The sequence below is a fragment of the Pseudomonas sp. 22072 genome (assembly GCF_052046095.1).
GTDB classification, from domain to species: Bacteria; Pseudomonadota; Gammaproteobacteria; order Pseudomonadales; family Pseudomonadaceae; genus Aquipseudomonas; species Aquipseudomonas paracarnis.
This window is the reverse complement of the sequence record NZ_JBQEQE010000005.1, coordinates 167,926-190,755: the sequence shown is the minus strand read 5'-3', so window position 1 is coordinate 190,755 and position 22,830 is coordinate 167,926. Positions and strand designations below refer to the sequence as shown.

Below are 22,830 nucleotides of genomic sequence, written 5' to 3'. Positions count from 1 at the left end.
AAAGGCCGGCATTTTAGCCAAGTTGGCCCTCGGATGCGCGGGTTGTCTGATGGAAAGCCGAGGCGGTGATGCCCCACTGCCCGAGCCAGTAAGTGGCGATCAGCAAATACGGCGCTGCCTCGAACGCCAGCACAAACCGATTGATGCCGATCAGCGCGTCGGAAACCACAAACGACACCGCACCCGCCGCCGCCAGCCACGCTGAACGCTTGGGCACCTCGCTGCCCAGTCGCGCCAACGCACGCCAGAGCATGGCGCTGATCACCAGCGCGTAAACCACCACCGGTATCAGCAGTTCACCGAGGCCGTGGGAGATCAGGATGCTCAGCAAGATTGCGCTTACGCCGAGGGCCAGCACCAGCGGCAGCAGCGCCAAGCGCCGACAGTCACTGAAATAAGCTTTGAGATAGGCCAGGTGCGCGAACAGAAACGCGCCCAGGCCAAAGATAAACAGGTCGCCTGGCCAGGCAAGTAGCACGTCGCCCACCACGGAAAAAATCAACCCCAGGCTGATCCAGCGTCGATACTCGGTGGGCGGCGCGTCATGCAGCCAACCCAGCAGCGCCAGCACCGGCAGTGGCTTGACCAGCAGGCACAGCAGCGTCGCATGGGTCGCCAGGCCATAGACAAAGGTGCCGGCGCCCATCAAGGCAAGGATCAGCCATGGCATATCAGTTCACCGTAATGGCGCAGTCAAAGGTTTCGACAGGTTCGGCCTCCGGCTCCCAAGGTTGCTGGGATGTCAGGCGCAAACGCCCTTGCCCTGCGGCAAACGCCTGGAAGCGCCAGGTGGACTGGCCGCCCCCGCCGATCACGCCGGACTCGGTGCTGCTGTAGACCTCGGGGCTCAAGGCGCGCAACACGCCGCCGGCGGAGTCCTGGATGGCCCAGCGGTAACCGGTGGTGGGGTTGCTGGGCAGGGTGAGGATCAGGTTTTGCCCGTTTTTAAGCTGGAGCGGGCAGGCGCTCTGTTTGTCCACGCTGACGTTTTGCTTGGGGGCACTGGCGCATGCGGCCAGCAAGACAAGGCTCAAGGGAAGAAGCAGGCGGGCAGCGGTCATGAAGGCTCCGTTAATACACGACGAAGGGGGAGCATAACCGAAGATGAGACAAGGTGTGACAAGGAGGGGTTTGCGTTGGCCGATCGTTCCCACGCGTGGGAACGTTGCCTTGGACGCTCCGCGTCCGCTTTGTGACGCGGAGCGTCACGGGATGTATTCCCACGCAGAGCGTGGGAATGATCAGGTCTGGATATTTCTCAGAAGAGCACCTTCGCCACATCCGCAAACCGCTTGGCAAAGTGCACCGTCATCCCTTCCTTCAAATAGTCCGGCAACTCTTCAAAGCTGCCACGGTTGGGCTCCGGCAAGATCAACTCGTGAATCTTCTGGCGCCGCGCCGCAATCACCTTCTCGCGCACCCCGCCAATCGGCAGTACATGCCCGGTCAAGGTCAGTTCGCCGGTCATCGCCACGCCTTTTTTCGGCGGTTGGTTGCGGGCCAGGGACAGCAACGCACTGGCCATGGTCACGCCGGCACTCGGGCCGTCTTTCGGCGTGGCGCCTTCCGGCACGTGCAAGTGCACGAAGGCTTCGTCGAAGAACTTCGCATCGCCGCCAAACGACTTCAGGTTGGAACTGATGTAGCTGTAGGCGATTTCGGCGGACTCTTTCATCACTTCACCCAACTGCCCGGTGAGCTTGAAGCCGCGGTTGAGCGTGTGGATGCGCGTCGCTTCGATCGGCAAGGTGGCGCCGCCCATGCTGGTCCACGCCAGGCCGGTAATCACGCCGGTGCCGGACAGCACTTGCTCATTACGGAATACCGGCATGCCCAGGGAGCTTTCCAGGTCCTTGTTGCCGATCTTGATCACCGAGTCCGGCTCATCCAGCAGTTTTACCACCGCCTTGCGCACCAGCTTGCCCAGCTGTTTCTCCAACTGACGCACGCCGGCCTCTCGCGCATAACCGTCGATCAAGGCGCGCAAGGCACCGTCGGTGATGGTCAGGCTGTTTTTGGCCACGCCGGCTTTTTCCAACTGCTTGGGCCACAAGTGGCGCTTGGCGATGGCGACTTTTTCTTCGGTGATATAGCCCGACAGGCGAATCACTTCCATGCGGTCCAGCAACGGACCGGGGATTGAGTCCAGGGTGTTGGCGGTGCACACGAACAGCACTTTGGACAGGTCCAGGCGCAGGTCCAGGTAGTGGTCGAGGAATTCGACGTTCTGCTCCGGGTCCAGGGTTTCGAGCAGCGCCGACGCCGGGTCGCCCTGGAAGCTCTGGCCCATCTTGTCGATCTCGTCGAGCATGATCACCGGGTTCATCACTTCCACGTCTTTCAACGCCTGCACCAGCTTGCCAGGCAGGGCGCCGATGTAGGTGCGCCGGTGGCCCTTGATCTCGGCCTCGTCGCGCATGCCGCCGACACTGAAGCGATAGAACGGCCGCCCCAGGGATTCGGCGATGGACTTGCCCACACTCGTCTTGCCCACGCCCGGCGGGCCTACCAGCAATACGATGGAACCGGCGACTTCGCCCTTGTAGGCGCCCACCGCTAGGAATTCGAGGATGCGGCTCTTGATGTCATCCAGGCCCGCATGGTGCTTGTCGAGCACTTTGCGCGCGTGCTTGAGGTCGAGTTTGTCTTCTCCGTACACGCCCCACGGCACCGAGGTGGCCCAGTCCAGGTAGTTGCGCGTGACGGCGTATTCCGGCGAACCGGTTTCCAGGATCGACAGTTTGTTCAGTTCTTCATCAATGCGTTTTTTCGCTTGCGCCGGCAGCACTTTGCCTTGCAGGCGCTGTTCGAACTGTTCGACATCGGCGCTGCGATCGTCCTTGGTCAGGCCCAGCTCCTGCTGGATGACCTTGAGTTGTTCCTTGAGGAAGAACTCACGCTGGTGCTCGCCGATCTTGCGGTTCACTTCGGCGGAGAGTTCTTTTTGCAGGCGCGCGACTTCCACCTCTTTGCGCAGCATCGGCAGCACTTTTTCCATGCGTTTGAGCATGGGCACGCAGTCCAGCACTTCCTGCAGTTCATTACCTGTCGCCGAGGTGAGTGCCGCGGCAAAGTCAGTGAGCGGCGACGGGTCGTTGGGGCTGAAGCGGTTGAGGTAGTTCTTCAACTCTTCGCTGTACAGCGGGTTGAGGGGCAGCAGTTCCTTGATCGCATTGATGAGCGCCATGCCGTAGGCCTTCACCTCATCGGTCGGCTCGCTGGGCTGATGCGGGTATTCGACTTCCACCAGGTAAGGTGGGCGGTGGTGCTTGAGCCAGGTCTTGATGCGCACGCGGGTCAGGCCCTGGGCGACGAACTGCAGCTTGCCGTTCTCGCGGCTGGCGTGGTGCACCTTCACCAGGGTGCCGTACAGCGGCAGGGCGGAGGTGTCGAAGTGCCGTGGGTCTTCGGGCGGCGTGTCCATGAAAAACAGCGCAAGGGAATGGTGGTCGGATTTGCTCACCAGCTCCAGGGTTTCGGCCCAGGGTTCTTCATTGACGATCACCGGCAACACTTGTGCCGGGAAAAACGGCCGGTTGTGGATCGGGATGATGTAGACCTTGTCCGGCAGGTTTTGCCCAGGCAGGGCCAGGCCAGTATTGGACGAGGGGGCTTCAGCGTTTTCGGGGTCGGCGTAATCGTTGAGGTCGTAATCTGGAAATTCTTGCTGGTCGCTCATGGGGCACCTGCATCAGTAAGTATGCAGGTTAGATGGGGCGGGGTTGCGGTGGTTTCAATGGGGGGGCGTCGTTAGCAACAATTTGCATGAAATAACGGGAGGGTTGCGGTCAACGTACTTTACCCCTCCGCTTTTCGAACTGATCGTCAATAATGTGACGGCTAGACCCAGCTTTTATTGGGTTTACTTATCGCCAGTCCCAGCTAACCTGCTTTAATAAAATTCCCCATAAAAAAGGATGTTTTTTTGACGCCGGTTAGCAGTCGGCAGGGACGCGTATGACACAAGGAAAGCACGGCCAAGAGCGACGAGCGCGGCCCGAGGGCGCGGCCATGCACTGGCGCCACACGTTTCAGACCCGCATAGCCGGAGTGCTGGCGCTGTTGTTGCTGGTGGTCGTGGCCGCCACCTATTTTGCCGTGCACGCTGCCACCACCCGTGCGGTGGAGAACCAGGCCGACGTACAGTTGAACACCGGGCGGCAGGTGTTCGAGCGCCTGCTGGACCTGCGCGGGCGGCGCTTGCAGTACGGGTTGGACTGGCTCACCGCCGATGGGCCGTTCAAGCAGGCGGTGGCCGGCGGCCGGACGGTGCCGATCCTGGAGGCCCTGGGCACCCATGGCACCGGGGTCAGTTCCAGCGAAGTGGTGGTGCTGGGCCTGGATGACAGGGTCATGGTCAGTACCCTGCTGGTGCAGACGCGGGGCCAGTTGTTCCCGTATGCCGATGCCTTGCGCAAGGCGCGGCGCAGCGGCCAGCAAATGTTGATCGTCGCCATGGCCGGGCGCCCCTATTTGCTGGTGCAAAAAGATGTGCTCGGGCCTGTGCCGATCGCACGCGTGGTCATGGGCTTTCCCATGGACACGCAATTCGCCCATGAACTGCGCTCCATGAGCAACCTGGAGGTGTCGTTCCTCAGTGTGCAGGACGGCCATCTCGGTCAGCTGTTCACCACCCACCCTGGCAATTGGCGCCCAAGCATTATCAGCCTCTTGCATGGCACGCAGGTCGATCCTGAGGCGAAGATCCAGCTGTTCCATGGCCAGCGTGTGCTCAGCCAAGTGTTGCCCTTGGCCAACAGCGGCGAAGGCGATGAAGTGCGCGTGTTGCTGCAAAGTCCGCTGGACCATGCGCTGGAATCCTTCGCGCCGCTGGACCGGCAGTTCATGGGGATTGCCCTGGCGGTGCTGCTGGTCTCGCTGGCGGTGGCCTTATTCCTGGCGCGGCGAGTGTCACGCCCGCTCAATGCGCTGGTGCAAGCCGCTGAACGGATCGGGGCCGGTGACTACCGCACCCCGGTGCGGGTGCGCAGCCACGACGAGTTCGGCCTGCTGGCGCGTGCGTTCAACGCCATGCAAAGCGGCATCGCCCTGCGCGAACGGCAACTGGCCCACAATGCCTTGCATGACCCGCTCACCGGATTGCCCAACCGTGCCCTGGCCATGGAGCGCCTGGGCAGTGCGGTCAGCGCACGTCGGCCAGTGGTGTTGCTGTATGTGGGGATCGAAAACTACCGAGTCATCAACGAAGGGTTTGGCCCCGAAGGTGTCGAGCACATGTTGTGCGAGGCCAGCCGCTGCTTGTCCAGCAGCCTGTTGGCCAGCGACACCGCCGCGCGCATCGCCGGCAGTGAGTTTCTGTTGTTGCTGGAAAACACCGAGATCGACTCTGCCGTGGCCCGCGCCGACCAGTTGCATGGGGCGTTGACCGAACCCCTGCGCATCGGCAATGACGAAGTGCGCCATGAGGTGAGTATCGGCATCGCCGCGTACCCTGCTGATGGGCAGCAGGTGGAAGAGTTGATCAACCGCGCGGCCATCGCCCGGCACGACGCGGCCAACTTGCCGGGGCATTTGCAGATCTACCAACCGGACCGCGACCTCGCCCACCAACGCCAGATCACCCTGATTCGCGACTTGCGCCGCGCCGTGATCGAAGGCGAGTTGTTCCTGTGCTACCAGCCCAAGCTCGATCTGCGGCACGGCCATGTGAGCCAGGCCGAAGCCTTGCTGCGCTGGCAGCACCCGACGCTGGGGCAAGTGGCCCCCGGGGAGTTCATTCCCCTGGCCGAACGCACCGGTAGCATGAGCGCGCTAACGCTGTGGGTGATCGAGGAAGCCATCCGCCAGATTGCCGAATGGGCGCAGCGTGGGCTGGTTATCCAGCTGTCGGTGAATATCTCCGTGAACGACTTGGCGGATGATGACTTGGCCATTCGCGTCACTGCGCTGTTGGCCCAATACCATGTGGGCGCCGAGCATTTGATTTTCGAGATTACCGAGAGCGCCATCATGCACAACCCGCAGCAGGCCCTCAGCGTGCTGGAGCAGTTGCGCAATTGCGGGATCAGCCTGTCGGTGGATGATTTCGGCACCGGTTACTCGTCCCTCGCACAGTTGCAGCGCCTGCCGGTACAAGAGCTGAAGATCGACCAGTCCTTTGTGCGCAACCTCGACAGCACCAGCGGCGACGGGGTGATCGTGCGCTCCACCATCGAGATGAGTCATAGCCTGGGGCTCAAGGTGGTGGCCGAGGGCGTGGAGTTCGAACACAGCCTCACCTTGCTCAAACGCTGGAACTGCGACACGGCCCAGGGCTACCTGATCAGCCGGCCGCTCAATGCCATGGCGTTCGAGCGGTGGATGCGGCGTGAGCAGGTGCCAACCTAGACAGTTTGACTGTGGCGAGGGAGCTTGCTCCCGCTGGAGTGCGAAGCGCTCCCAGGATTTTGGGGCCGCTGCGCAGCCCAGCGGGAGCAAGCTCCCTCGCCACAGGGGGGGCTACTTCGGCCGCGTTTCCGCGACCAGGGTTTGCAATCGCACCCACAACCTTTGGACATGCTGATGCTCGGTGCCCAGCGCGCCGATGGACACCCTCACCATCCAGCGCTCATCGAGGATGGCGGGGGTGACGTAGGCATCGCCTGACTGGTTGAGTTTTTCTGCCCAGGCTCGCGTGTGATGGTCCAGTGCCTGGCCTTCCAAACCCGGCGGTTCATGGCGAATGCACAGGGTTTGCAAGGCGGGCGTGGCCACCAGTGTCCAGTGCTCAGTGGCTTCGATCTGCTCTGCCAGCCAGCGCGCATTGGCCAGGTCTCGCCGCAACCGCGCTTGCAGGCCGCTGACGCCTTGCTCGCGTATCAGGAACCACAACTTCAAGGCGCGGAAACGGCTGCCCAGGGAGATCCGCCAGTCACGGTAGTTTCGCACTTGGCCGTCTGCGCTGGACTGCAGGTAACTCGGGTTGGTGGTCATGATGCGAATCAAATGCTCGGGGTCGCGCACGAAGTACACCGAGCAGTCGAAGGCCGCGCCCAGCCATTTGTGCGGGTTGAGCACTAGGGAGTCAGCCTTTTCGATGCCATCCCACAAGGCCCGGCATTCTGGCAGGATCATTGCGGCGCCGGCCATGGCCGAGTCCACATGCAGCCACAGGCTGTAGCGTTGGGTGAGGTCGCCAATGGCCTCCAGGGGGTCGATCGCCATGGCGGCCGTGGTGCCGGTGGTGGCAATCACCACGCAGGGCGTGTTACCGGCGGCCAGGTCCTGTTCGATGGCGTGCGCCAGTGCCTGGGGCGACATTGCATGGTGTGCGTCGGTGGCGATGGTGCGGATATGGTTCTGGCCGAACCCGGCCAGGATCGCCGCCTTGTTGACCGAGCTGTGGGCATGGGCTGAGGTGTAGACGATCAGGGGCGCGCTGCTGTTTTGCAGGCCGTTGTGCATCAGCGCGTAATCGGAGCTGCGTTCCCGGGCGCTGATAAGCGCCACCAGCGTGGAGGTGGACGCAGAGTCCTGGATCACACCGCTCCACGTGTTGCCCAGGCCGAGCATGTCGCGCAGCCAGTCGGTGGTGACTTCCTCTATTTCGGTGAGAGCCGGACTGGATTGCCAGGACAACCCAATCACACCCAGGCCGGTGCTCAGGCAATCGCCCAGCACTGAGGACAGTTCCACATTGGAAGGGAAGAACCCGAAGAAACTGGGATGCTGCCAATGCAGCAAGCCGGGCATGATCAGTTTTTCGACGTCGCCCATGATCTGTTCGAACGGTTCGGCGGTGTCAGGCGGGCTGGCCGGCAGGGCAGCTTTGATCTCGCCAGGTCGGGTGGTGGGCTGCACGCCGCGTTGTTCGATGTTCTGTCGGTAGTCTGCAATCAGGTCGATCATGGCATAGCCATGTTGGCGGAATTCTTCGGGGGTCATAGATAAACGTCCATGTGCACGAGCAATAAAAGTATTAGCACCAGAAGTAAAACGGTTCGCCGGGGGTATAGCCGATAAACGACTGCATGCTGACGCGTTTTCCCGAATCGAACCCGCAGATGGCGTGGGGGCGGCGGGTATTGATGAGCACCAGTTCGTTCTTGCGTGGGCGGATGCGCAGCGGTTTTTGTAAACACTGTTCGGGCAGTTGGGCACCTTCGAAGCGCTTGACCTCATCATAGCTAAAGGCTTGGGTATCCCAGATGATCAACTCGCCCCCCGAAGGCGGTGTTTGCAGGTAGATATTGGCGCTGAATTGATGCTGCAGTTCAGCGATTGTGCGGGGCAGGCAATCCACATGGGGCACCGTTTCCGAGAGGTGCGCCGTCTCCGGGAACATGACGCGGATGATCCCGCAAAACATCGGTCGGCCCTGGAACGAAGCGGCTGTTGCACCTTGCGGCCAGAGCGCCTGGAACTGTTCCATCAGCTGTTGAATGGGCGGTTTTTGCGGCGCACAGAGGCTGTCGATAAGGCCGCGCATACGGGCCGCGTCTGCATAATATTTCTGTTGGGCGTCACCGCCGGCGGCCTTGCCGTACGTGGAGTTGAACGGGGTGCCCCAGCGATGCACACCATAGAAGTGCTGAACGACGCGCCCCTCTTCATAGGTTTCATGACCATAGTGTTCCAGGGTGGCGGTATCGTCGATGGCCTGAATCAACCGTGCGCTGGTGGTTGCGTTGGCAAATTCAGGTACCCGAATGGCAAGCACTTGGCCACTGATGAGTTTTTTCAAACTTGCAGTATTGAGGTGGTCAAGTTCCAGGATTTTTGTGGGGGTGGAAAGAATCGGTTTTGTAGCGACATGGTCCGTCATGCAGTGAAGCTCCCTTTAAAGTTTTATCCGTACGCCTTTTGTATTACGCAGGGTGTGCGCACTAAATTAGTTTTAAAGGGTTGAGGGGAAACCACGGGGGCATTTTCAGCAGGCAAAAAAAAGCGGCTGCCCAACCGGGCCGCCGCTTTTTTGTACCGCCAGCGTTGCTTAATCTGGCAGTTTGAACGCCATCACATAGTCACCCTGCTTGGTCCCCAGGGAACCGTGACCGCCCGCCATGACCAGCACGTATTGCTTGCCGTCCTTGCCGGTGTAGGTCATCGGGGTGGTTTGCGCGCCTGCAGGCAGGCGGCCTTCCCACAGTTGCTTGCCGTTTTTCACGTCATAGGCACGCAGGTACTGGTCCAGGGTGCCGCTGAGGAACGCGACGCCACCGGCGGTGGTGAACGTACCGCCCAGGCTAGGCACGCCCATGGTCAGTGGGATTGGAACCGGCGAGCTGTCACGCACGGTGCCGTTCTTGTGCATCCAGATGGTCTGGTGGGTGGTCAGGTCGACCGCCGCCACGTAGCCCCAGGCCGGTGCCTGGCACGGCAGGCCCATCGGCGACAGCAGTGCTTCAAGGATCACACCATACGGGGCGCCTTTGTTCGGCTGCACGCCTTCGGTTTCGCTGACGCGTGGGCCTTGCTTGGCAATGTCGGCAGCCGGGATCAGCTTCGATTTGAACGCCATGTAGCTTGGGTTCACGAAGGCGATCTGGCGCACCGGGTCAACCGAGATACCGCCCCAGTCGAACACGCCGAAGTTGCCTGGGTACACGATCGAACCTTGCAGGGACGGCGGGGTGAACGGGCCGTCGTAGCGCATGGATTTGAAATCGATCCGGCACAGCATCTGGTCGAACGGTGTCACGCCCCACATGTCGCGTTCTTTCAACGGCGGCGGCATGAAGTTCAGGTCGGACTTGGGTTGGGTAGGGGAGGTGCGGTCGCCCGCCACTGCGCCCTGTGGCACCGGGATTTCATTGACGGGCACCACTGGCTGGCCAGTGGCGCGGTCCAGCACGTAGATGCTGCCTTGCTTGGTCGACGCCATCACCGCTTGCTTCACGCCCGCAGCGGTCTTGATGTCGATCAGCGAAGGCTGGCCGCCCACGTCCATGTCCCACAGGTCGTGGTGGGTGAACTGGAAGGTCCACTTCACGTGGCCGGTGTCGATGTCCAGGGCGGTCAGGCCCGCGGCGTACTTCTCGGACTCATCGGTACGGTCGCCGCCGTACTGGTCGGGCATCTGGTTGCCCATCGGCAGGTAGAGCATGCCGAGTTTTTCATCCACGGCGAACATGGACCACATGTTCGGCGAGTTGCGGGTGTAGGTCTTGCCCTCGGCCAACGGGGTGGTGTCGTCCGGGTTGCCGCTGTCCCAGTTCCACACCAGCTTGCCGGTGTGCACGTCGAACGCGCGGATCACGCCGCTTGGCTCGTCGATGGAAACGTTGTCGGTCACGTGACCGCCGATCACGACCAGGTTCTTGGTCACGGCCGGTGGCGACGTGGAGTAGTAACCGCCTGGGGCGAAGCTACCGATGTTGGCACGCAGGTCGACCTGACCTTTGTCACCGAAGTCTTCGCACATCTTGCCGGTGTCGGCGTTCAGGGCGATCAGACGGGTGTCGGCGGTCGGCACGAAGATGCGTTTCGGGCAGGCATTCGGAGCGGCGGCCGGGCTGGCAGTGCCAGTCGGGCTCTGCTCGGAAGCGTAGGCGGCGTCATCGTGGTACGACACGCCACGGCAGGTCATGTGCGCCCAACCTTTGAAGCTCTCAGCACCCTGGGTGGTGATTTTCGGGTCGAAACGCCAGATTTCCTTGCCGGTATCCGGGTCCAGGGCAATCACTTGGCTGTGCGGTGTGCACACGTAGAGCATGCCATTGACTTTCAGCGGGGTATTTTCCGCGGTGGTTTCACCGGGATCGCCTGGGCCAGGGATGTCGCCCGTGCGATAAGTCCACGCCGGCACCAGTTTATGGGCGTTCTCCGGGGTGATCTGTGCCAGTGGCGAGTAACGGTCACCGAAGGCCGAGCGGCCATAGGAGTTCCAGTCGCCATCGGCCTGGGTTGGCGCAGCGCTGGCCATACCCGGCACCGCGTCGCGGTCCAGTTGGCCGGTCTTGACCATTTCACCTGGGTTGGTGAATTGGCTGGCCAGGGCGGTCGCGCCCGCCAGCACCACGGCAACGCTCAGCGCGCCGGTACCCAGCGGGGCCGCTTGGCCACGCAGCAACGGACGACGAAACCACGGCAACAGCATGACGATGCCCAAGGCGAACAGCAGGGCCAGGCGCGGCACCAACTGCCACCAGTCCAGGCCGACTTCCCACAGCGCCCACACGGTGCTGGCGAACAACACCAGGGCGTACAAGCCCAGCGCAGCGCGGCGGGTGGCCAGCAGCAACACGCCGGTCAGGGTGATGCCGATACCGGCGAGCAGGTAGTACAGCGACCCGCCGAGCATGCTCAGCTTGACGCCGCCAGCCAGCAAGGCCAGCCCCATGATCAGCAGCAAGACGCCTAGCAGCCTGGGCAACAGGCGGCTTGGGCTTGAGGCACCATCAGTGCTCATAGTGTGTTTCTCCGTTACGTTGGAATTATGTAACCCCGTGCTTCACTCACTGTAGATGACGATTCGGCTCGGGCTTGGTTCATCGTTATTTTTGATTTTTTCTGTGGATAACCGGGTTATCCACAGGCAGGCAATAAACTCCCGAGCGCAGGTCGGATTAAGACAGCGCTGTCTTTGAGCAAAAAGAGATTCGGCAAAAGGAGTCGACCGGGAGCTGAAGCGTTTCAGATTGTTGCGAAGGATAATGCGGCGGGGCGTTTTGAGAAAGGGTGAATCGCAAGATGCATCATTTCAGTTTTGGTAACAGTGACAGATAGTCGCCCCAATACCGATCAGTCAAGCGAACGCAATGCTCAACGCAACGACGTTCAAATGTGGGAGCTGGCTTGCCTGCGAAGACGTCGGCCCAGCAAACATTGATGTTGACTGACCCAACGCCCGCTCCCACAGGGGATTTTCGGTGATGATTAGAAGGTAGTGCGAACGCCGAACTGCACGCTTCTACCTGGCGCCGGCGCGATATCGCGCAGGATCGAGCTGGCATAGCGCACGGTCTGGTTGGTCAGGTTCTCGCCATTGACGAAGGCCAGCCACTGGCTGCCGCCCACATTGAAGCGATACCCCGCGCTGGCGCCGAGGGTGGTGTAGCCATCGGTGCCGCTTTCGTTATCCGGCACGCGTCCTTGGCCTGCGGCATGTTCCACGTCGATACGCGCCTGCCAGCGATCCAGTTCCCACAGCAGGCCGCTGCTCATGCGCAGAGGCGCAATGCGTGGCAAGGCTTCGCCGGTGTCCAGGTTGGTGGCGCGGGTGTAGTCGCCCGACAGTTCCAGCGCAAACTTGCCGTAGGCGCCTTCGCCGAGCTTCCAGTGATCCTGGGCTTCGAAGCCGGCGAAGCGTGCTCGTACGCCAGAATATTCGTACTCGGGAATACCGCCCGCGTCCTCTTCACCTTCGTCGTTTAGCGTACGGCCAGTGCCGAGCAAACCGATGTAATTGGAGAAGCGGCTATAGAACACGCCAAAGCTGCCCTTGTGGGTGCCGTTGTCAAAGCGCAGCGCCAGGTCGCTGGACACGGCTTTTTCTTTCTTCAGGTTGGCATCGCCCAACTCATAGGTGCCGGTGGCGACGTGGGCGCCGTTGGCATACAGCTCGTAGAAGGTCGGTGCGCGTTCGGTGTAGCCCAGGGTGGCGGCCAGGGACCAGACCGGCGTAAGGGTGTAGACAGCGCCAGACGACAAGCTGCCGGCGGTGAAGTTATTGCTCTTGTCGGCATTGGCAAAACGCTCGTTGCCTTTGGCGTTCGGGTCGACGCTGGTGTGTTCCACGCGTGCGCCGAGGCTGAGTTTCAGGCGTTCAGTGGCTTGCATTTCTTCGAGGATAAACAGCGCGCCGGCGTTGGTGTCGCTCTGTGGCACGAAAGCTTCTTCGCCCAGGGCCGAGAACTCGTTGCGCGTCACTTGGGCACCGACCACCCCATCGAACGGGCCAATCGGCTGGTGTCGGGCTTCAACGCGGGCTTCATAGCCTTTGTTCTTGAAGGTGGTGCCGGTTTCGCCGCCTTCGATTTCCCGGTGTTCGTAGTCGGTGTAACCGGCGTCTATTTTCACCGAGGTAAATGGCCCTTGCAGGTTGCGGATCTCGGACGCAAAGGCGTAGTGGTCCTGTTTCATGCGGATGCGCACATCCTGCTCGGCGGGTGAGCCGTAGTTACTGTCGTAATTGCTGTAGGACAGCCCGGCATAACCATCGTCCCAAGTGTAGGAACCGCCCACCGCACCGCCGTCCTGGCGCCCATTGCTGTTACCCAGGCGCCCGTTTTTGCCGGGGCCGTTCTCGCTCTCCGGTGCATGCCGGCTGCGGGCATAGCCTGGAATTTTCAGGTCGTTGAACTCGCGGCCATTGGCATCCAGGTGCAAGGCGAAGCTGCCGTTGCCGGCTTCCAGCTTGCCCGCGCTGCTGCGGGTGGTGTCGGCACCGCCGTAGCGCAACTCGCCGGCGCCATGGATGCCTTCAATGGCCTCGGTGGGGATGCGATTGTCGAAGGTGTTGACCACGCCGCCGATGGCGCTGCCGCCGTACAGCAGGGCGGCCGGGCCCCTTACGATTTCGATGCGGTCAACGTTGATCGGGTCCAGGGGCACCGCGTGGTCGTAGGACAGCGACGAGGCATCCAGCGCCCCCACGCCGTTGCGCAGGATGCGAATGCGGTCGCCATCCTGGCCGCGAATGATTGGGCGGCTGGCCCCCGGGCCAAAGTACGAAGACGACACGCCCGGCTGCTTGTTCAGGGTTTCACCGAGGCTGCCTTTTTGTTGCAGGGTCAGGTCATCGCCTTCCAGCACGGTGGTGGGCGAGGCGAGTTGTGTGCTGCCCAGCGGGTTGCCGGTGACTACTTGGGGTGGCAGTTCAAGGGCATGGGCCTGGGAGCCAATCAACAGGGCGGCGGCGAGGGGCGACAAGCGCCAGAGAGAAGGCAGCGACATCGGATATTCCTGGGCAAAGTGACTGATAACTTAAGTTACAATATAACATCTCTTTTCTGTGAAAAAGGGGAACTTTTCCTGGCGGGCTATATTCAATGCGATGCTTCCACCTGCTCGCCCCGTCGGCTAAGGTGCGCGGCTGTGTTCCTCTTTTTGCAAAAGGCCCGGCATGACCGCGACAAGCAACGACCCGCTCCACGGTGTGACCCTGCAGCACGTGCTCACCACCCTGGTGGAACATTACGAGTGGAGCGGCTTGGCCGAGCGCATTGATATCCGCTGCTTCAAGAGTGACCCGAGCATCAAGTCGAGCCTGACTTTCCTGCGCAAAACCCCGTGGGCGCGGGAAAAGGTCGAAGCTTTGTACGTCAAGCTGATGCGTACCAAGCGCCCCCTGGATTGAAAGCATGAAGCGCTTTGTCGCGACGGCAGCCTTGGCCGGTTGGGTGGGGTTGGCTATCCAGCAATACCTGATTCTCTATTCGCGCTGGGCCAGTGGCGCGAGCTTGCTGGGCGGCCTGATCAGTTTCTTCAGCTTCTTCACCGTTCTGACCAATACCCTGGTGGTCGTGGTGCTCAGCTACTCACTGGTCAAGCGCGACTCAGCCGCCAAGCGGTTCTTCCTCGCGCCTCGCATCAGTAGCGCGATTGCCGCGAGCATCGTGGTGGTGAGCCTGGCCTACAACCTGCTGCTGCGGCATCTGTGGAGCCCGCAAGGCTTTCAATTTATCGCCGATGAATTGCTGCACGACGTCATGCCGTTGTTGTTTGTGGTGTATTGGTGGCGGTGCGTGCCCAAGGGTACGTTGCGGCTCAAACACATTGCCGGCTGGGTGATCTACCCATTGGTGTACTTCGGTTATGTGCTGCTGCGGGGGCATATGCTCGGGCAGTATCAGTACCCGTTCATGGATGTGGACAGCCTCGGTTATCCACAAGTGTTTGTGAATGCCGGAGGGATTTTGGCAGGGTTTATCGTCATTGGGCTGGTGATCGTTGGCCTGGACAAGCGCCTCAAATCACCCTCGATTTAAAGTGAGCACCATTAAGGTGGGAGCAGGCAAGCCAGCTCCCACCTTATTCATTCTTCTTCGCTGCCCTCAGCACGCCAGTAACCCACGGCCTTGAGGTATTCCTCATTGACCTTGTGCGTATCCAGCAGCACCCGCCGTACCTGGCGTGACAACTTGGTTTCGGTGGCGACAAAGCTGTACAGCGTGCCGCTGGGCAGCGTCAGGTTGCGCACCACGTCGAGCAGGTCATCCTGGCCGCGCATCACCCAAATAATCTCGACGTCCGCCGCGCTTTGCAGCGCTTGTTGCTCCGCCGCATCGGCGATTTCAATCACCGCCAGCACCTTGCGCCCGGCCGGCAGTTCTTCCAGGCGTCGACCGATGGCGGGCAGGGCGGTTTCGTCGCCGATCAGCAGGTAGCTGTCGAAAATGTCCGGCACGATCATCGAGCCTCGTGGCCCGCCGATATACAGGTGCTGACCGACCTGCGCCTGCTCGGCCCAGGTAGACGCAGGGCCATCGCCATGTAGCACGAAGTCGATATCCAGCTCGCCGATTTTCAGGTCGTAGCGTCGTGGCGTGTAGTCGCGCATGGCCGGTTGCGGGCCGTCGCCCTTGATGGCGAACGTCGGGCTTTCCAGCGCCGCTTGCTCGGCGGCGTTCTGCGGGAACAGCAGCTTGATGTGATCGTCGCTGCCCAGGCTGACAAAGCCCGCCAGCTCAGGCCCGCCCAGTGTGATGCGGCGCATGCGCGGGGTGATGTCCACCACCCGCAGCACTTCCAGGCGGCGGCGTTTTATTTCATGGGTTACGCGGTGAATAGCTTGTGTGTTCATTGGTCTGTCCCGTCGGCAATGGCTTGGGCGGTGCGATTGAGCAGCGCCGCAACACGAACGATTTCCTGCGGGCTCCAGTGCCCGTTGTGCGAATGCAAGGCGTGGCGCAGGTTGTGCACCGCCTCATGAATCTCGGGTGGGCGATCGTGGCCGCGCAGCGAGCGTTTGCTCACATCGATGCGCATGCGCACGCCGTCCAGGGCAACGGCCTGCTCACTTAGAAAGAGACGACCGGCGTCGGTGATTGTGTAGTGTTTTTTCCCGCCTTCGGCATTGCCGCTGATCAGCTCGCTCTCTTCGAGGAAGGTCAAGGTCGGGTAGATCACGCCGGGGCTGGGACTGTAGGCGCCGTCGAACAGGCTTTCGATGCGGCGGATCAGGTCGTAGCCGTGGCATGGTTGTTCGGCGATCAGCGCCAGCAGCAGTAATTTCAGATCACCCGGTGCGAAGACGCGAGGACCGCGACCGCCACGTTTTTCGAATTCACCGCGAGGTTCGTTTCTCATGCAGTCTCTCCAGACAGGTTTAGATATAACTTAAGATATATCTTAACGTGACGATAGAGCTTGGCGACCAACGGTCGTCGGCGCCTTTTCCGGCAGAGGACCTTGGAATACGTGGAATACGATTAATTTTAGAGTCATAACTTTAATTAGAGTTTAAACTCAGTTAAGTTTATGTCCGGCAGCTTGTTTGTGGTATTTTTCTGAGCGAAAGTTCTTTTGGTTGGCCCTGTTTTTTGTGTTGTAGTCTTGTTCTTACAGCTAATTTAAAAGTTTTGGCAAAGTGCCATGTTTTTCTCTCAATCCCTGATTAATAGGGCTACGCAGGCGTGAGAGGTTGCCTGCATACCTACTGTTGTTTTGAGTTGATCATTGTTTGGCGTTGCAACTAACGGCGGCGCGTTCGTTGTTAAGGCGGTTACTTGGCGACGAATCACTCAATGTTGATAACTACAGGTATTGACCATGTTCAAGAAGTTTGCGATTGCTGTTCCCCTGGCTGTTATGGCGCTGTCCTCCTCGGTAACAGCTTTTGCTGCCGGTGAAGCCAGCCACACCGTCAACATGAAGGCCACCATCCCGACTACCGTGTTCCACGCCCAGCCGCGTGACCCGAACTGGGGTCGCGATGAAACCATGACCTACAACCTGGTCAGCGGTGAGCTGGCGCCGTTGAGTGCCATCTACGACATCAAGAACACCAATGGTTCGGTTCACGCCTACATCGAAGGCGGCCCGGCCGTGCTGTTCAACGGTGACCCAAGCCAGAACATCCCGCTCACCACCACCCTCAATGGTGTGACCCTGACCGGCACCCCACAGGAAGTGGTCAACGAAGCCGACTCCACCCCAGGCGTAGGTGCGGAGATGCGCATCGTCGCAGCCAAGCCTTCGGCGACTCAGCGCGGTTCGTACACCTCCGTGATGCCAGTGGTCTTCGACGCGGTACTGCCAGTAGCGCCTTGATGCCACTTAATGCCCGCTTGGCGCGGGCATGACTTTTCAGGTCGGCGAATGCCTCCTCCGTTCGCCGGCCTGGTTTTTGATTCTGGTCTCCTGGCATTCAGAGTATCCGTTCATGTTCCCGATGACGCCTATCGCGGCTGCGCTTGCGCTGCTGATATGTACGAGTGCGCTGGCGGCACCTGCTGCTTCCGGTGCAGCCACGCCCGGCAGCCTGATCACTCAGGCCCAAGGCTTGCCCGCAGGCTTTGCCGATCACTTTTTCGATGTACCCCTCGCGGTGCGCGTAGACCTGGACCACCAACTGCTTGGCGAAGCGCTGATCGTGCTGTCCCGGGACGACCGCGTCACCCTGCTCGAATTCACCGACACCGGCGACAGCAAGGTGCCGGCTGCCACCCGCGACACCTGGCAAGGCCTGCTGGAAAAAGGCGTGGCGTTGGGCGCCTGCACCCAGTCTTGCCCGCAAAAGATGATCTCTGCTTACTACAATCTGGAAAGCTCGCAGTTGTCGATCCTCACGCAGGACGTTGAACTGAGTAGCGAAGCCCCGCGCTTTTACGACCAGCCCGACGGCGGCAGCCTGGGGTTGATCATCAACAACCAGCTCAACCTAAATGGCGGTCAGCAAGACAGCCTCGGCGGCCGTTATGGTTTGCAAGCCAGTTCCAGCGTGGGCAACTGGAGCCAGGTGTTCAACCTGCAACTGGCGCGCCAGAGCGGTAATGACCAACCCATGCGCCACGCGATTCATGAGCTGTATACCCAGCGTGAACTGGAAGGGCAATTTTTTCGCCTCGGCCACTTCACCCCCAATTCCGATGGCCTGACCCGTCAACTGCGCAGCTTCGGCGCCAGCCCCGACACCGCCTTGGGCATCATGTACGGCAGTTCCGACAGCCTGGCGATCAACAACCCCAAGCCCAGCGTGTACCCGATCTACGTCACCGCCAACCGTCAGGCAGCGGTAGAGATTTATCGCAACGGCTTGTTGATCAACACCCAGGCCGTGGCCGCCGGCCTGCAAACCCTGGACACCCGGCCACTACCCGGCGGTATCTATGAAGTGGAAGTACGCCTGGTGGAAGACGGCCTCACCACCAGCACTACCCAGGAGCTGGTGTACAAACCCGGTAACTGGCGCAACGCCGAAGACCGCTGGCGCTACAACCTGTTCGCCGGGCGCGAAACCAAGCTGTTCAGCAACTGGGACGAGCAAGCCTCGGGTGTGGTGACGGCCGGCGCGTCGCTCAATTACCTGCTGCACCCACGGGTGATTCTTGGCCTGTCGGCCCGCCAGGTGCGCGAGCAACTGCAATATGGCAGCTCGGTGGACTGGACCGTTGCCGACAACACCAGCCTCTATGCCAATGTTTATCAAACCCGTGAACATGGCACGGGCCTTGACCTGCAAGGGCTCTACAGCTTCGGCGCGACCAACCTGGTGTTCAGTCACAACCGCAGCTGGCTCGACACCCGCGACACCTACGAAACCCTGCCCGACGGCACGCGCCTGCGGCGCAACACCTTTGTCGGCCAGGCCAGCAATTCGGCGTTGTCGGTCAACCATCGCCTTGATGCGAAAAACACCTTGAACATGCGAGTGTCCCATAGCCAAGGCAACGTCGAAGGTGCGGGGCTGGACCTGGGCTGGAGCCGTCACGACAGCTTTTTCGGCAGTGATGCCAACTGGCGTTTCTCGGTGTTCGACCGCCCCGGCAGCGCCGGCACCAATGACCAGCGCAACCGTGGCGTGGATGTGAGCCTGAGCGTGAACCTGGGCAGCGATGGCCGGCAGATTTCCGGCAGCATCGGCACCCGCACCGCCCGTGATGGCGGCCGCGATAACAATGCGTCGATCACGTATCGGCAGAACCTCACCGACCATGTGCTGCAAAGTGTCTCGGCCACGGCGATCACTGATACCTACGGCGTCGGCCTGTCAGGCATGACCAACTTCAGTACCGACGTGGTCAGCGGCGACGGCTTTGTGCAGCGCAGCTCCTTCAATGGCGATTTCAGTGGTGGCTTGAACCTCAACAGCACCTTCGTCGCGGGCGCCGGGAAAATGCTGCTCAGCAGCCAGTACCAGGGCAACGGCGCGGGGATGATCATCGATGTGGAAACCGACCTCGACGAGATCGCCCTGCGCGCCGACGACCTGGGCGGCGGCAGCGCGGTACTGCGTCCGGGGCGCAACTACGTGCCGGTCTCGGCCTACAAGAGCAGCAGCGTGAGCTTCGACTTCGAAGGCAACCACCCGCCGGCGGCGAACATCCAGCCCGCGCGCTCCAGTTACCACCTGAACAAGGGCGGCGTGGACTACCGCAAGATCACCGTGATGAAAACCGTCACCGTACTCGGCCGCCTGCTGGATGAACGCGGCGCGCCGCTTAAAGGCCATCACGTAATCAATCACGCCAGCCGTGGGGTCAGCGAAGTGGACGGGTTCTTCTCCATGGAGATGAGCGCCAGCGCGCCGACCCTGCAGGTGCGCTACCAGAACCAGTTGCTCTGCCAGTTCCGCCTGGACCCGAGCACTGCGCCGGATGAAAACGACGTGCTGATGATTGGTGATCTGCGCTGCACGCCGGACACGCTGGCCGAAGCTAACCACAAGGGCGAAACCGCCGGTTGACGGCGGTTGAAACGGGAGTTCATGACCTTGATTACCGCAATGAAAAAACGCTTGGGGCTCTGTGCATTCGCGCTGGTTTTGGGCGCTACCTACAGCTTGCCGGCACTGGCTATCGTCGAGCAGATCACGGCGGTGTTTCGCCCCGATCCGGCCAACCCAACGAGCAATAAATTCGTCAATACCACGCCGCAAAGTGGCTTGTGTCCCTGGCACGTTCCAGCCAGGTGCGAGGCGGTCAATACCTTCAGTATTCGTAACAGTTCGTTCCGGGCCTATTCCAATGGGCCGATACCGGCGTTTCCGGAGGATCCGCGCCAGAGCGCCTATTTCAAGGTGCCCTCGGCATTTCGCGATCTGCAAGTGACTCACACCGTCACCAGTCGTGCGGAGACGGTACAGATGCGCATTGCCGGTATTGGGGGACGGTGGAATGTCTCTTATCCACCGGGTGTGTCCGGCTGGGCCACGCCAGGCGTGGGCTGGAACGCTTATTGGCGAGGGGCGCCGGCACCGTGCTTGCCGATCAATTACATGGCGGCGGGACAAGCGTATGCGCTTTTTTTCTGGATCGTTCCGGAGAACGCCGGAGCCTGCAGCGTTACAAATGGTATGGAAATCGGGCGGATGAGCTACAGCACGCTTGAGTACGGCTACGAACTCAAGACACCAAACCCTCTGGGTATGGACGCTGGTACTTATGAGGGGTCCATCACTTACACCATGGGCCCGGGCGGCGATATGGATTTCGGCACCACCATGATCCCCGACGAAAACACCCTGACGTTCAACTTCATCTTGTCGGTGGAGCACGTGCTCAAGATTGACCTGCCGGCGGGCGGCAATCGCATCGAGCTGTTACCCGAAGGCGGCTGGCAAGCCTGGCTCAACCAGGGGCGGCGCCCCTCGCGGCTATGGCGTGACCAGACCTTCGCAATCTCCGCCAGCTCACGTTTCAAGATGACCCTGGAGTGCGGGCTGGTGATCGGCAACACCTGTGGCCTGCGCAACAACGACGGTGACGAAGTGCCGCTTCAAGTCGCCGTGAGCCTGCCCTATGGCTTGCGTGATCAGCACGACCAGGGCGTGAACAAACTGCCCCTGCGCCTCGACGGCGTCGGCACCGAACTGTTCCAGCCGTTGCAGTACGTGAACAACCGCGAGGGCGAGTTGCATTTCGAGGTGGGCAAGGATGACGTGGCCGACATGCTCAAGAAACCCGGCAGCACCTATTCCGGCGTGGCCACGGTGATCTGGGATTCGGAAGTCTAGGCGAGCCCGGCTCGCATATCGGCTCCCTGTGGTGGGCCGCGTTCAATCAATAAGGCGTAATCAAACATGAAACATGCAGTGTTAGGGGCTGGGCTGTTGCTGATGTCATTGGCGGCGCAGGCCGGGCCGGCGATCAATGTCGGCGTGGTGTATGACTACCTGGAGGGCGACCGCAGTTCTTATCTCAAGCGGGTGTTCAACGGCGGCACCAGCACCGCCTTTATCAAGGTCAATGTGCTGGAAATTGTCTATAACGCCGACGGCACGTCCAGGGAAATCCCGGTGGCCTCCCTGACGGATGACAAGGGCGCCGCCACCAGCCGCGACGGCCTGATGGCCAGCCCGGCGCGGTTGATCGTTCCGGCGGGCGGGCGCCAGGGGACGCGCTTGCTGTACATGGGCGAGCGCGACAAGGAGCGTTACTTCCGGGTGCGCTTCATCCCGGTGGTGCCGGAGAAGGAAGACGACTTCGCCGTGACCGACGCCGAGCGCGACGAGTACAAAAAAGATCTCGCCGCCGGCGTCAACGTCATGGCCGGTTACGGCACGGTGTTTTTCGTGCGGCCCAAGGACACCCGCTTCGATACGAAGGTCGTCGAGACCGCCGACCAGTACACACTGCGCAACGCCGGCAACAGCGTGGTGGTACTCGATGAGTTCCGGGACTGTTCAGCGGCGAAAAAAACCGACTGCGAAGCCACCACCAAACACCACATCCTGCCGGGACGCCAATGGCAGCTCGAGAAGAAGCCCGGACGTGAATACCGCTTCCAGATGATCGAAGGCCGCGACAAAACACCGATGACGGTCAACAGCAACGGGTGATGACAATGTTCAAGCAACTGACGGTATGGGCGGGGCTGGTCGCAACGTTGTTCATCGGCGGGCCGGTACAGGCGTTTCAGGAGCGCCAGAGTTTTGATGTGTCGGTCACCATTCCGATCCACGAAGCCTATGTGCTGCCCTCCGAACCTGACTGGATGGCGCAGGACCAACTGCTGGCCTGGGACCTGGCGACCTCCAGGCTCGGGCGCCTGCGCAAGAACTTCGACGTGAAAAACCTCAATGGCGGCGTAGCTGCGCGGCTGGGGGACGTGCCCTATCTGTTGAGCGGCCGCGACCGTATTGATTTGCGCGTGCTGTTCAACCGGGTGCCCCTGACCCTGGACTCGACCCAGATACTCAGCGCTGACGAGGCGGGCATGGGCCGGCGCGTCGAGCTGGAGATTGCTCCGATCGAGCCGCAGGGTGGATACCAGGGCGGGTCCTACTACGGCACGGTGCACCTGATGTTTGATTTTCTGGCGCCTTGACCGCTCGGGCCCATTTCATCGAGCTGCTGGTACTTCAGGTCGAAGGTGTTGCCGTTGTTTCATTTGGCGGTGGGGTTCTGCTGCTCAAGGTAACGCTTCCAACCTTCTCAACCGGGCTACCAGCGTACTGCGAGAGGCCAGATGAATACCGGCCTCGTCGTCCGATGTGAGCCGGTGCTGGTCCAGCTGCGTGCGGGTAGCGGGGCTCGAATAACAGGGTTGGGTAGTCTGTAAGTCAGATGACTTACCCTAATCACGTCCATGAAAGCATGGGTATCTACACAACTTTTTGGTGCGACGCCGGGCCTGTGGGAGGGGGCTTGCTCGCGAAGGCGACCTGACAGCTGAAGCTGTTATCCGTCTACATATCCATTTCTGCGGTAACGGCCACTTAGGGTTCCGCTTTTACAGCGGCTCACTTTTGAAAAGCGCAAAAGTAAGCAAAACGCTCTTGCCCCA

17 protein-coding genes are annotated in these 22,830 nt (G+C 60.9%); 8 read left to right on the top strand and 9 right to left on the bottom strand.

The window, feature by feature from the left end; translation table 11 throughout:
* Window positions 1–13: 13 nt before the first annotated feature.
* The 3 genes from ACTJLA_RS07535 to lon form a co-directional block, all read right to left on the bottom strand.
* On the bottom strand, window positions 14–670 hold the full coding sequence (locus ACTJLA_RS07535; protein ID WP_197883761.1) for a lysoplasmalogenase: 657 nt from the start codon (window positions 668–670) through the stop codon (window positions 14–16).
* Between the two features lies 1 nt (window position 671).
* Window positions 672–1,061 (bottom strand): protease inhibitor I42 family protein, encoded by a 390-nt coding sequence (locus ACTJLA_RS07530; protein ID WP_314548213.1) that lies wholly within the window; start codon window positions 1,059–1,061, stop codon window positions 672–674.
* A gap of 197 nt (window positions 1,062–1,258) precedes the next feature.
* Window positions 1,259–3,679 carry an endopeptidase La gene (lon, locus tag ACTJLA_RS07525; protein ID WP_105225874.1) on the bottom strand — a complete coding sequence of 807 codons (2,421 nt, stop codon included), beginning with the start codon at window positions 3,677–3,679 and terminating at the stop codon, window positions 1,259–1,261.
* Window positions 3,680–4,011: 332 nt separating this feature from the next.
* Here lon and ACTJLA_RS07520 point away from each other — a divergent pair, with 332 nt between their 5' ends.
* Window positions 4,012–6,348 (top strand): putative bifunctional diguanylate cyclase/phosphodiesterase, encoded by a 2,337-nt coding sequence (locus tag ACTJLA_RS07520; protein WP_200582744.1) that lies wholly within the window; start codon window positions 4,012–4,014, stop codon window positions 6,346–6,348.
* Window positions 6,349–6,459: 111 nt separating this feature from the next.
* On the opposite strand, the gene ACTJLA_RS07515 is transcribed toward ACTJLA_RS07520, so the two are convergent.
* The 4 genes from ACTJLA_RS07515 to ACTJLA_RS07500 form a co-directional block, all read right to left on the bottom strand.
* The gene (locus ACTJLA_RS07515; RefSeq protein WP_314548208.1) at window positions 6,460–7,884 is read right to left on the bottom strand and encodes a pyridoxal phosphate-dependent decarboxylase family protein; all 1,425 of its coding nucleotides are present in this window, start codon (window positions 7,882–7,884) and stop codon (window positions 6,460–6,462) included.
* Between the two features lie 34 nt (window positions 7,885–7,918).
* Window positions 7,919–8,764: a 2OG-Fe(II) oxygenase gene (locus tag ACTJLA_RS07510; RefSeq protein WP_314548206.1), complete on the bottom strand. Its 846-nt coding sequence runs from the start codon at window positions 8,762–8,764 to the stop codon at window positions 7,919–7,921.
* Between the two features lie 168 nt (window positions 8,765–8,932).
* Window positions 8,933–11,350 (bottom strand): glucose/quinate/shikimate family membrane-bound PQQ-dependent dehydrogenase, encoded by a 2,418-nt coding sequence (locus ACTJLA_RS07505; RefSeq protein WP_014717088.1) that lies wholly within the window; start codon window positions 11,348–11,350, stop codon window positions 8,933–8,935.
* A 467-nt stretch (window positions 11,351–11,817) separates the two neighbouring features.
* Window positions 11,818–13,836 carry a TonB-dependent receptor gene (locus ACTJLA_RS07500; protein WP_314548203.1) on the bottom strand — a complete coding sequence of 673 codons (2,019 nt, stop codon included), beginning with the start codon at window positions 13,834–13,836 and terminating at the stop codon, window positions 11,818–11,820.
* A 169-nt stretch (window positions 13,837–14,005) separates the two neighbouring features.
* Between ACTJLA_RS07500 and ACTJLA_RS07495 the strand changes: the two genes are divergently transcribed.
* Window positions 14,006–14,239, top strand: coding sequence for a VF530 family DNA-binding protein (locus ACTJLA_RS07495; protein WP_054897681.1), 234 nt, complete (start codon window positions 14,006–14,008; stop codon window positions 14,237–14,239).
* 4 nt (window positions 14,240–14,243) lie between these two features.
* The gene (locus ACTJLA_RS07490; protein WP_054897682.1) at window positions 14,244–14,870 is read left to right on the top strand and encodes a Pr6Pr family membrane protein; all 627 of its coding nucleotides are present in this window, start codon (window positions 14,244–14,246) and stop codon (window positions 14,868–14,870) included.
* A 47-nt stretch (window positions 14,871–14,917) separates the two neighbouring features.
* On the opposite strand, the gene ACTJLA_RS07485 is transcribed toward ACTJLA_RS07490, so the two are convergent.
* Both ACTJLA_RS07485 and ACTJLA_RS07480 read right to left on the bottom strand, forming a co-directional pair.
* On the bottom strand, window positions 14,918–15,685 hold the full coding sequence (locus ACTJLA_RS07485; protein WP_072447586.1) for a siderophore-interacting protein: 768 nt from the start codon (window positions 15,683–15,685) through the stop codon (window positions 14,918–14,920).
* Complete coding sequence (locus ACTJLA_RS07480) at window positions 15,682–16,191, bottom strand: PadR family transcriptional regulator (RefSeq protein WP_034127994.1); 510 nt, start codon at window positions 16,189–16,191, stop codon at window positions 15,682–15,684. The genes ACTJLA_RS07485 and ACTJLA_RS07480 overlap by 4 nt, the downstream gene beginning before the upstream one ends.
* A 462-nt stretch (window positions 16,192–16,653) precedes the next feature.
* On the opposite strand from ACTJLA_RS07480, the gene ACTJLA_RS07475 reads away from it, so the two are divergent.
* From ACTJLA_RS07475 to ACTJLA_RS07455, 5 genes are all read left to right on the top strand, one after another.
* Window positions 16,654–17,154 carry a CS1 type fimbrial major subunit gene (locus ACTJLA_RS07475; RefSeq protein ID WP_054897684.1) on the top strand — a complete coding sequence of 167 codons (501 nt, stop codon included), beginning with the start codon at window positions 16,654–16,656 and terminating at the stop codon, window positions 17,152–17,154.
* Window positions 17,155–17,266: 112 nt separating this feature from the next.
* Window positions 17,267–19,789 (top strand): CS1-pili formation C-terminal domain-containing protein, encoded by a 2,523-nt coding sequence (locus ACTJLA_RS07470; RefSeq protein WP_314548195.1) that lies wholly within the window; start codon window positions 17,267–17,269, stop codon window positions 19,787–19,789.
* Between the two features lie 21 nt (window positions 19,790–19,810).
* Complete coding sequence (locus ACTJLA_RS07465) at window positions 19,811–21,058, top strand: hypothetical protein (RefSeq protein WP_440840921.1); 1,248 nt, start codon at window positions 19,811–19,813, stop codon at window positions 21,056–21,058.
* A 66-nt stretch (window positions 21,059–21,124) separates the two neighbouring features.
* Window positions 21,125–21,883 (top strand): hypothetical protein, encoded by a 759-nt coding sequence (locus ACTJLA_RS07460; protein WP_054922506.1) that lies wholly within the window; start codon window positions 21,125–21,127, stop codon window positions 21,881–21,883.
* Window positions 21,884–21,888: 5 nt separating this feature from the next.
* Complete coding sequence (locus tag ACTJLA_RS07455) at window positions 21,889–22,371, top strand: CS1 type fimbrial major subunit (protein ID WP_054922516.1); 483 nt, start codon at window positions 21,889–21,891, stop codon at window positions 22,369–22,371.
* The last annotated feature ends 459 nt before the right edge of the window (window positions 22,372–22,830 follow it).

Bases quoted from the DNA above. Each gene is read 5' to 3' on its own strand.
- ACTJLA_RS07535 (WP_197883761.1), bottom strand. From the start codon at position 670: ATGCCATGGCTGATCCTTGCCTTGATGGGCGCCGGCACCTTTGTCTAT.
- ACTJLA_RS07530 (WP_314548213.1), bottom strand. From the start codon at position 1,061: ATGACCGCTGCCCGCCTGCTTCTTCCCTTGAGCCTTGTCTTGCTGGCC.
- lon (WP_105225874.1), bottom strand. From the start codon at position 3,679: ATGAGCGACCAGCAAGAATTTCCAGATTACGACCTCAACGATTACGCC.
- ACTJLA_RS07520 (WP_200582744.1), top strand. From the start codon at position 4,012: ATGCACTGGCGCCACACGTTTCAGACCCGCATAGCCGGAGTGCTGGCG.
- ACTJLA_RS07515 (WP_314548208.1), bottom strand. From the start codon at position 7,884: ATGACCCCCGAAGAATTCCGCCAACATGGCTATGCCATGATCGACCTG.
- ACTJLA_RS07510 (WP_314548206.1), bottom strand. From the start codon at position 8,764: ATGACGGACCATGTCGCTACAAAACCGATTCTTTCCACCCCCACAAAA.
- ACTJLA_RS07505 (WP_014717088.1), bottom strand. From the start codon at position 11,350: ATGAGCACTGATGGTGCCTCAAGCCCAAGCCGCCTGTTGCCCAGGCTG.
- ACTJLA_RS07500 (WP_314548203.1), bottom strand. From the start codon at position 13,836: ATGTCGCTGCCTTCTCTCTGGCGCTTGTCGCCCCTCGCCGCCGCCCTG.
- ACTJLA_RS07495 (WP_054897681.1), top strand. From the start codon at position 14,006: ATGACCGCGACAAGCAACGACCCGCTCCACGGTGTGACCCTGCAGCAC.
- ACTJLA_RS07490 (WP_054897682.1), top strand. From the start codon at position 14,244: ATGAAGCGCTTTGTCGCGACGGCAGCCTTGGCCGGTTGGGTGGGGTTG.
- ACTJLA_RS07485 (WP_072447586.1), bottom strand. From the start codon at position 15,685: ATGAACACACAAGCTATTCACCGCGTAACCCATGAAATAAAACGCCGC.
- ACTJLA_RS07480 (WP_034127994.1), bottom strand. From the start codon at position 16,191: ATGAGAAACGAACCTCGCGGTGAATTCGAAAAACGTGGCGGTCGCGGT.
- ACTJLA_RS07475 (WP_054897684.1), top strand. From the start codon at position 16,654: ATGTTCAAGAAGTTTGCGATTGCTGTTCCCCTGGCTGTTATGGCGCTG.
- ACTJLA_RS07470 (WP_314548195.1), top strand. From the start codon at position 17,267: ATGTTCCCGATGACGCCTATCGCGGCTGCGCTTGCGCTGCTGATATGT.
- ACTJLA_RS07465 (WP_440840921.1), top strand. From the start codon at position 19,811: ATGACCTTGATTACCGCAATGAAAAAACGCTTGGGGCTCTGTGCATTC.
- ACTJLA_RS07460 (WP_054922506.1), top strand. From the start codon at position 21,125: ATGAAACATGCAGTGTTAGGGGCTGGGCTGTTGCTGATGTCATTGGCG.
- ACTJLA_RS07455 (WP_054922516.1), top strand. From the start codon at position 21,889: ATGTTCAAGCAACTGACGGTATGGGCGGGGCTGGTCGCAACGTTGTTC.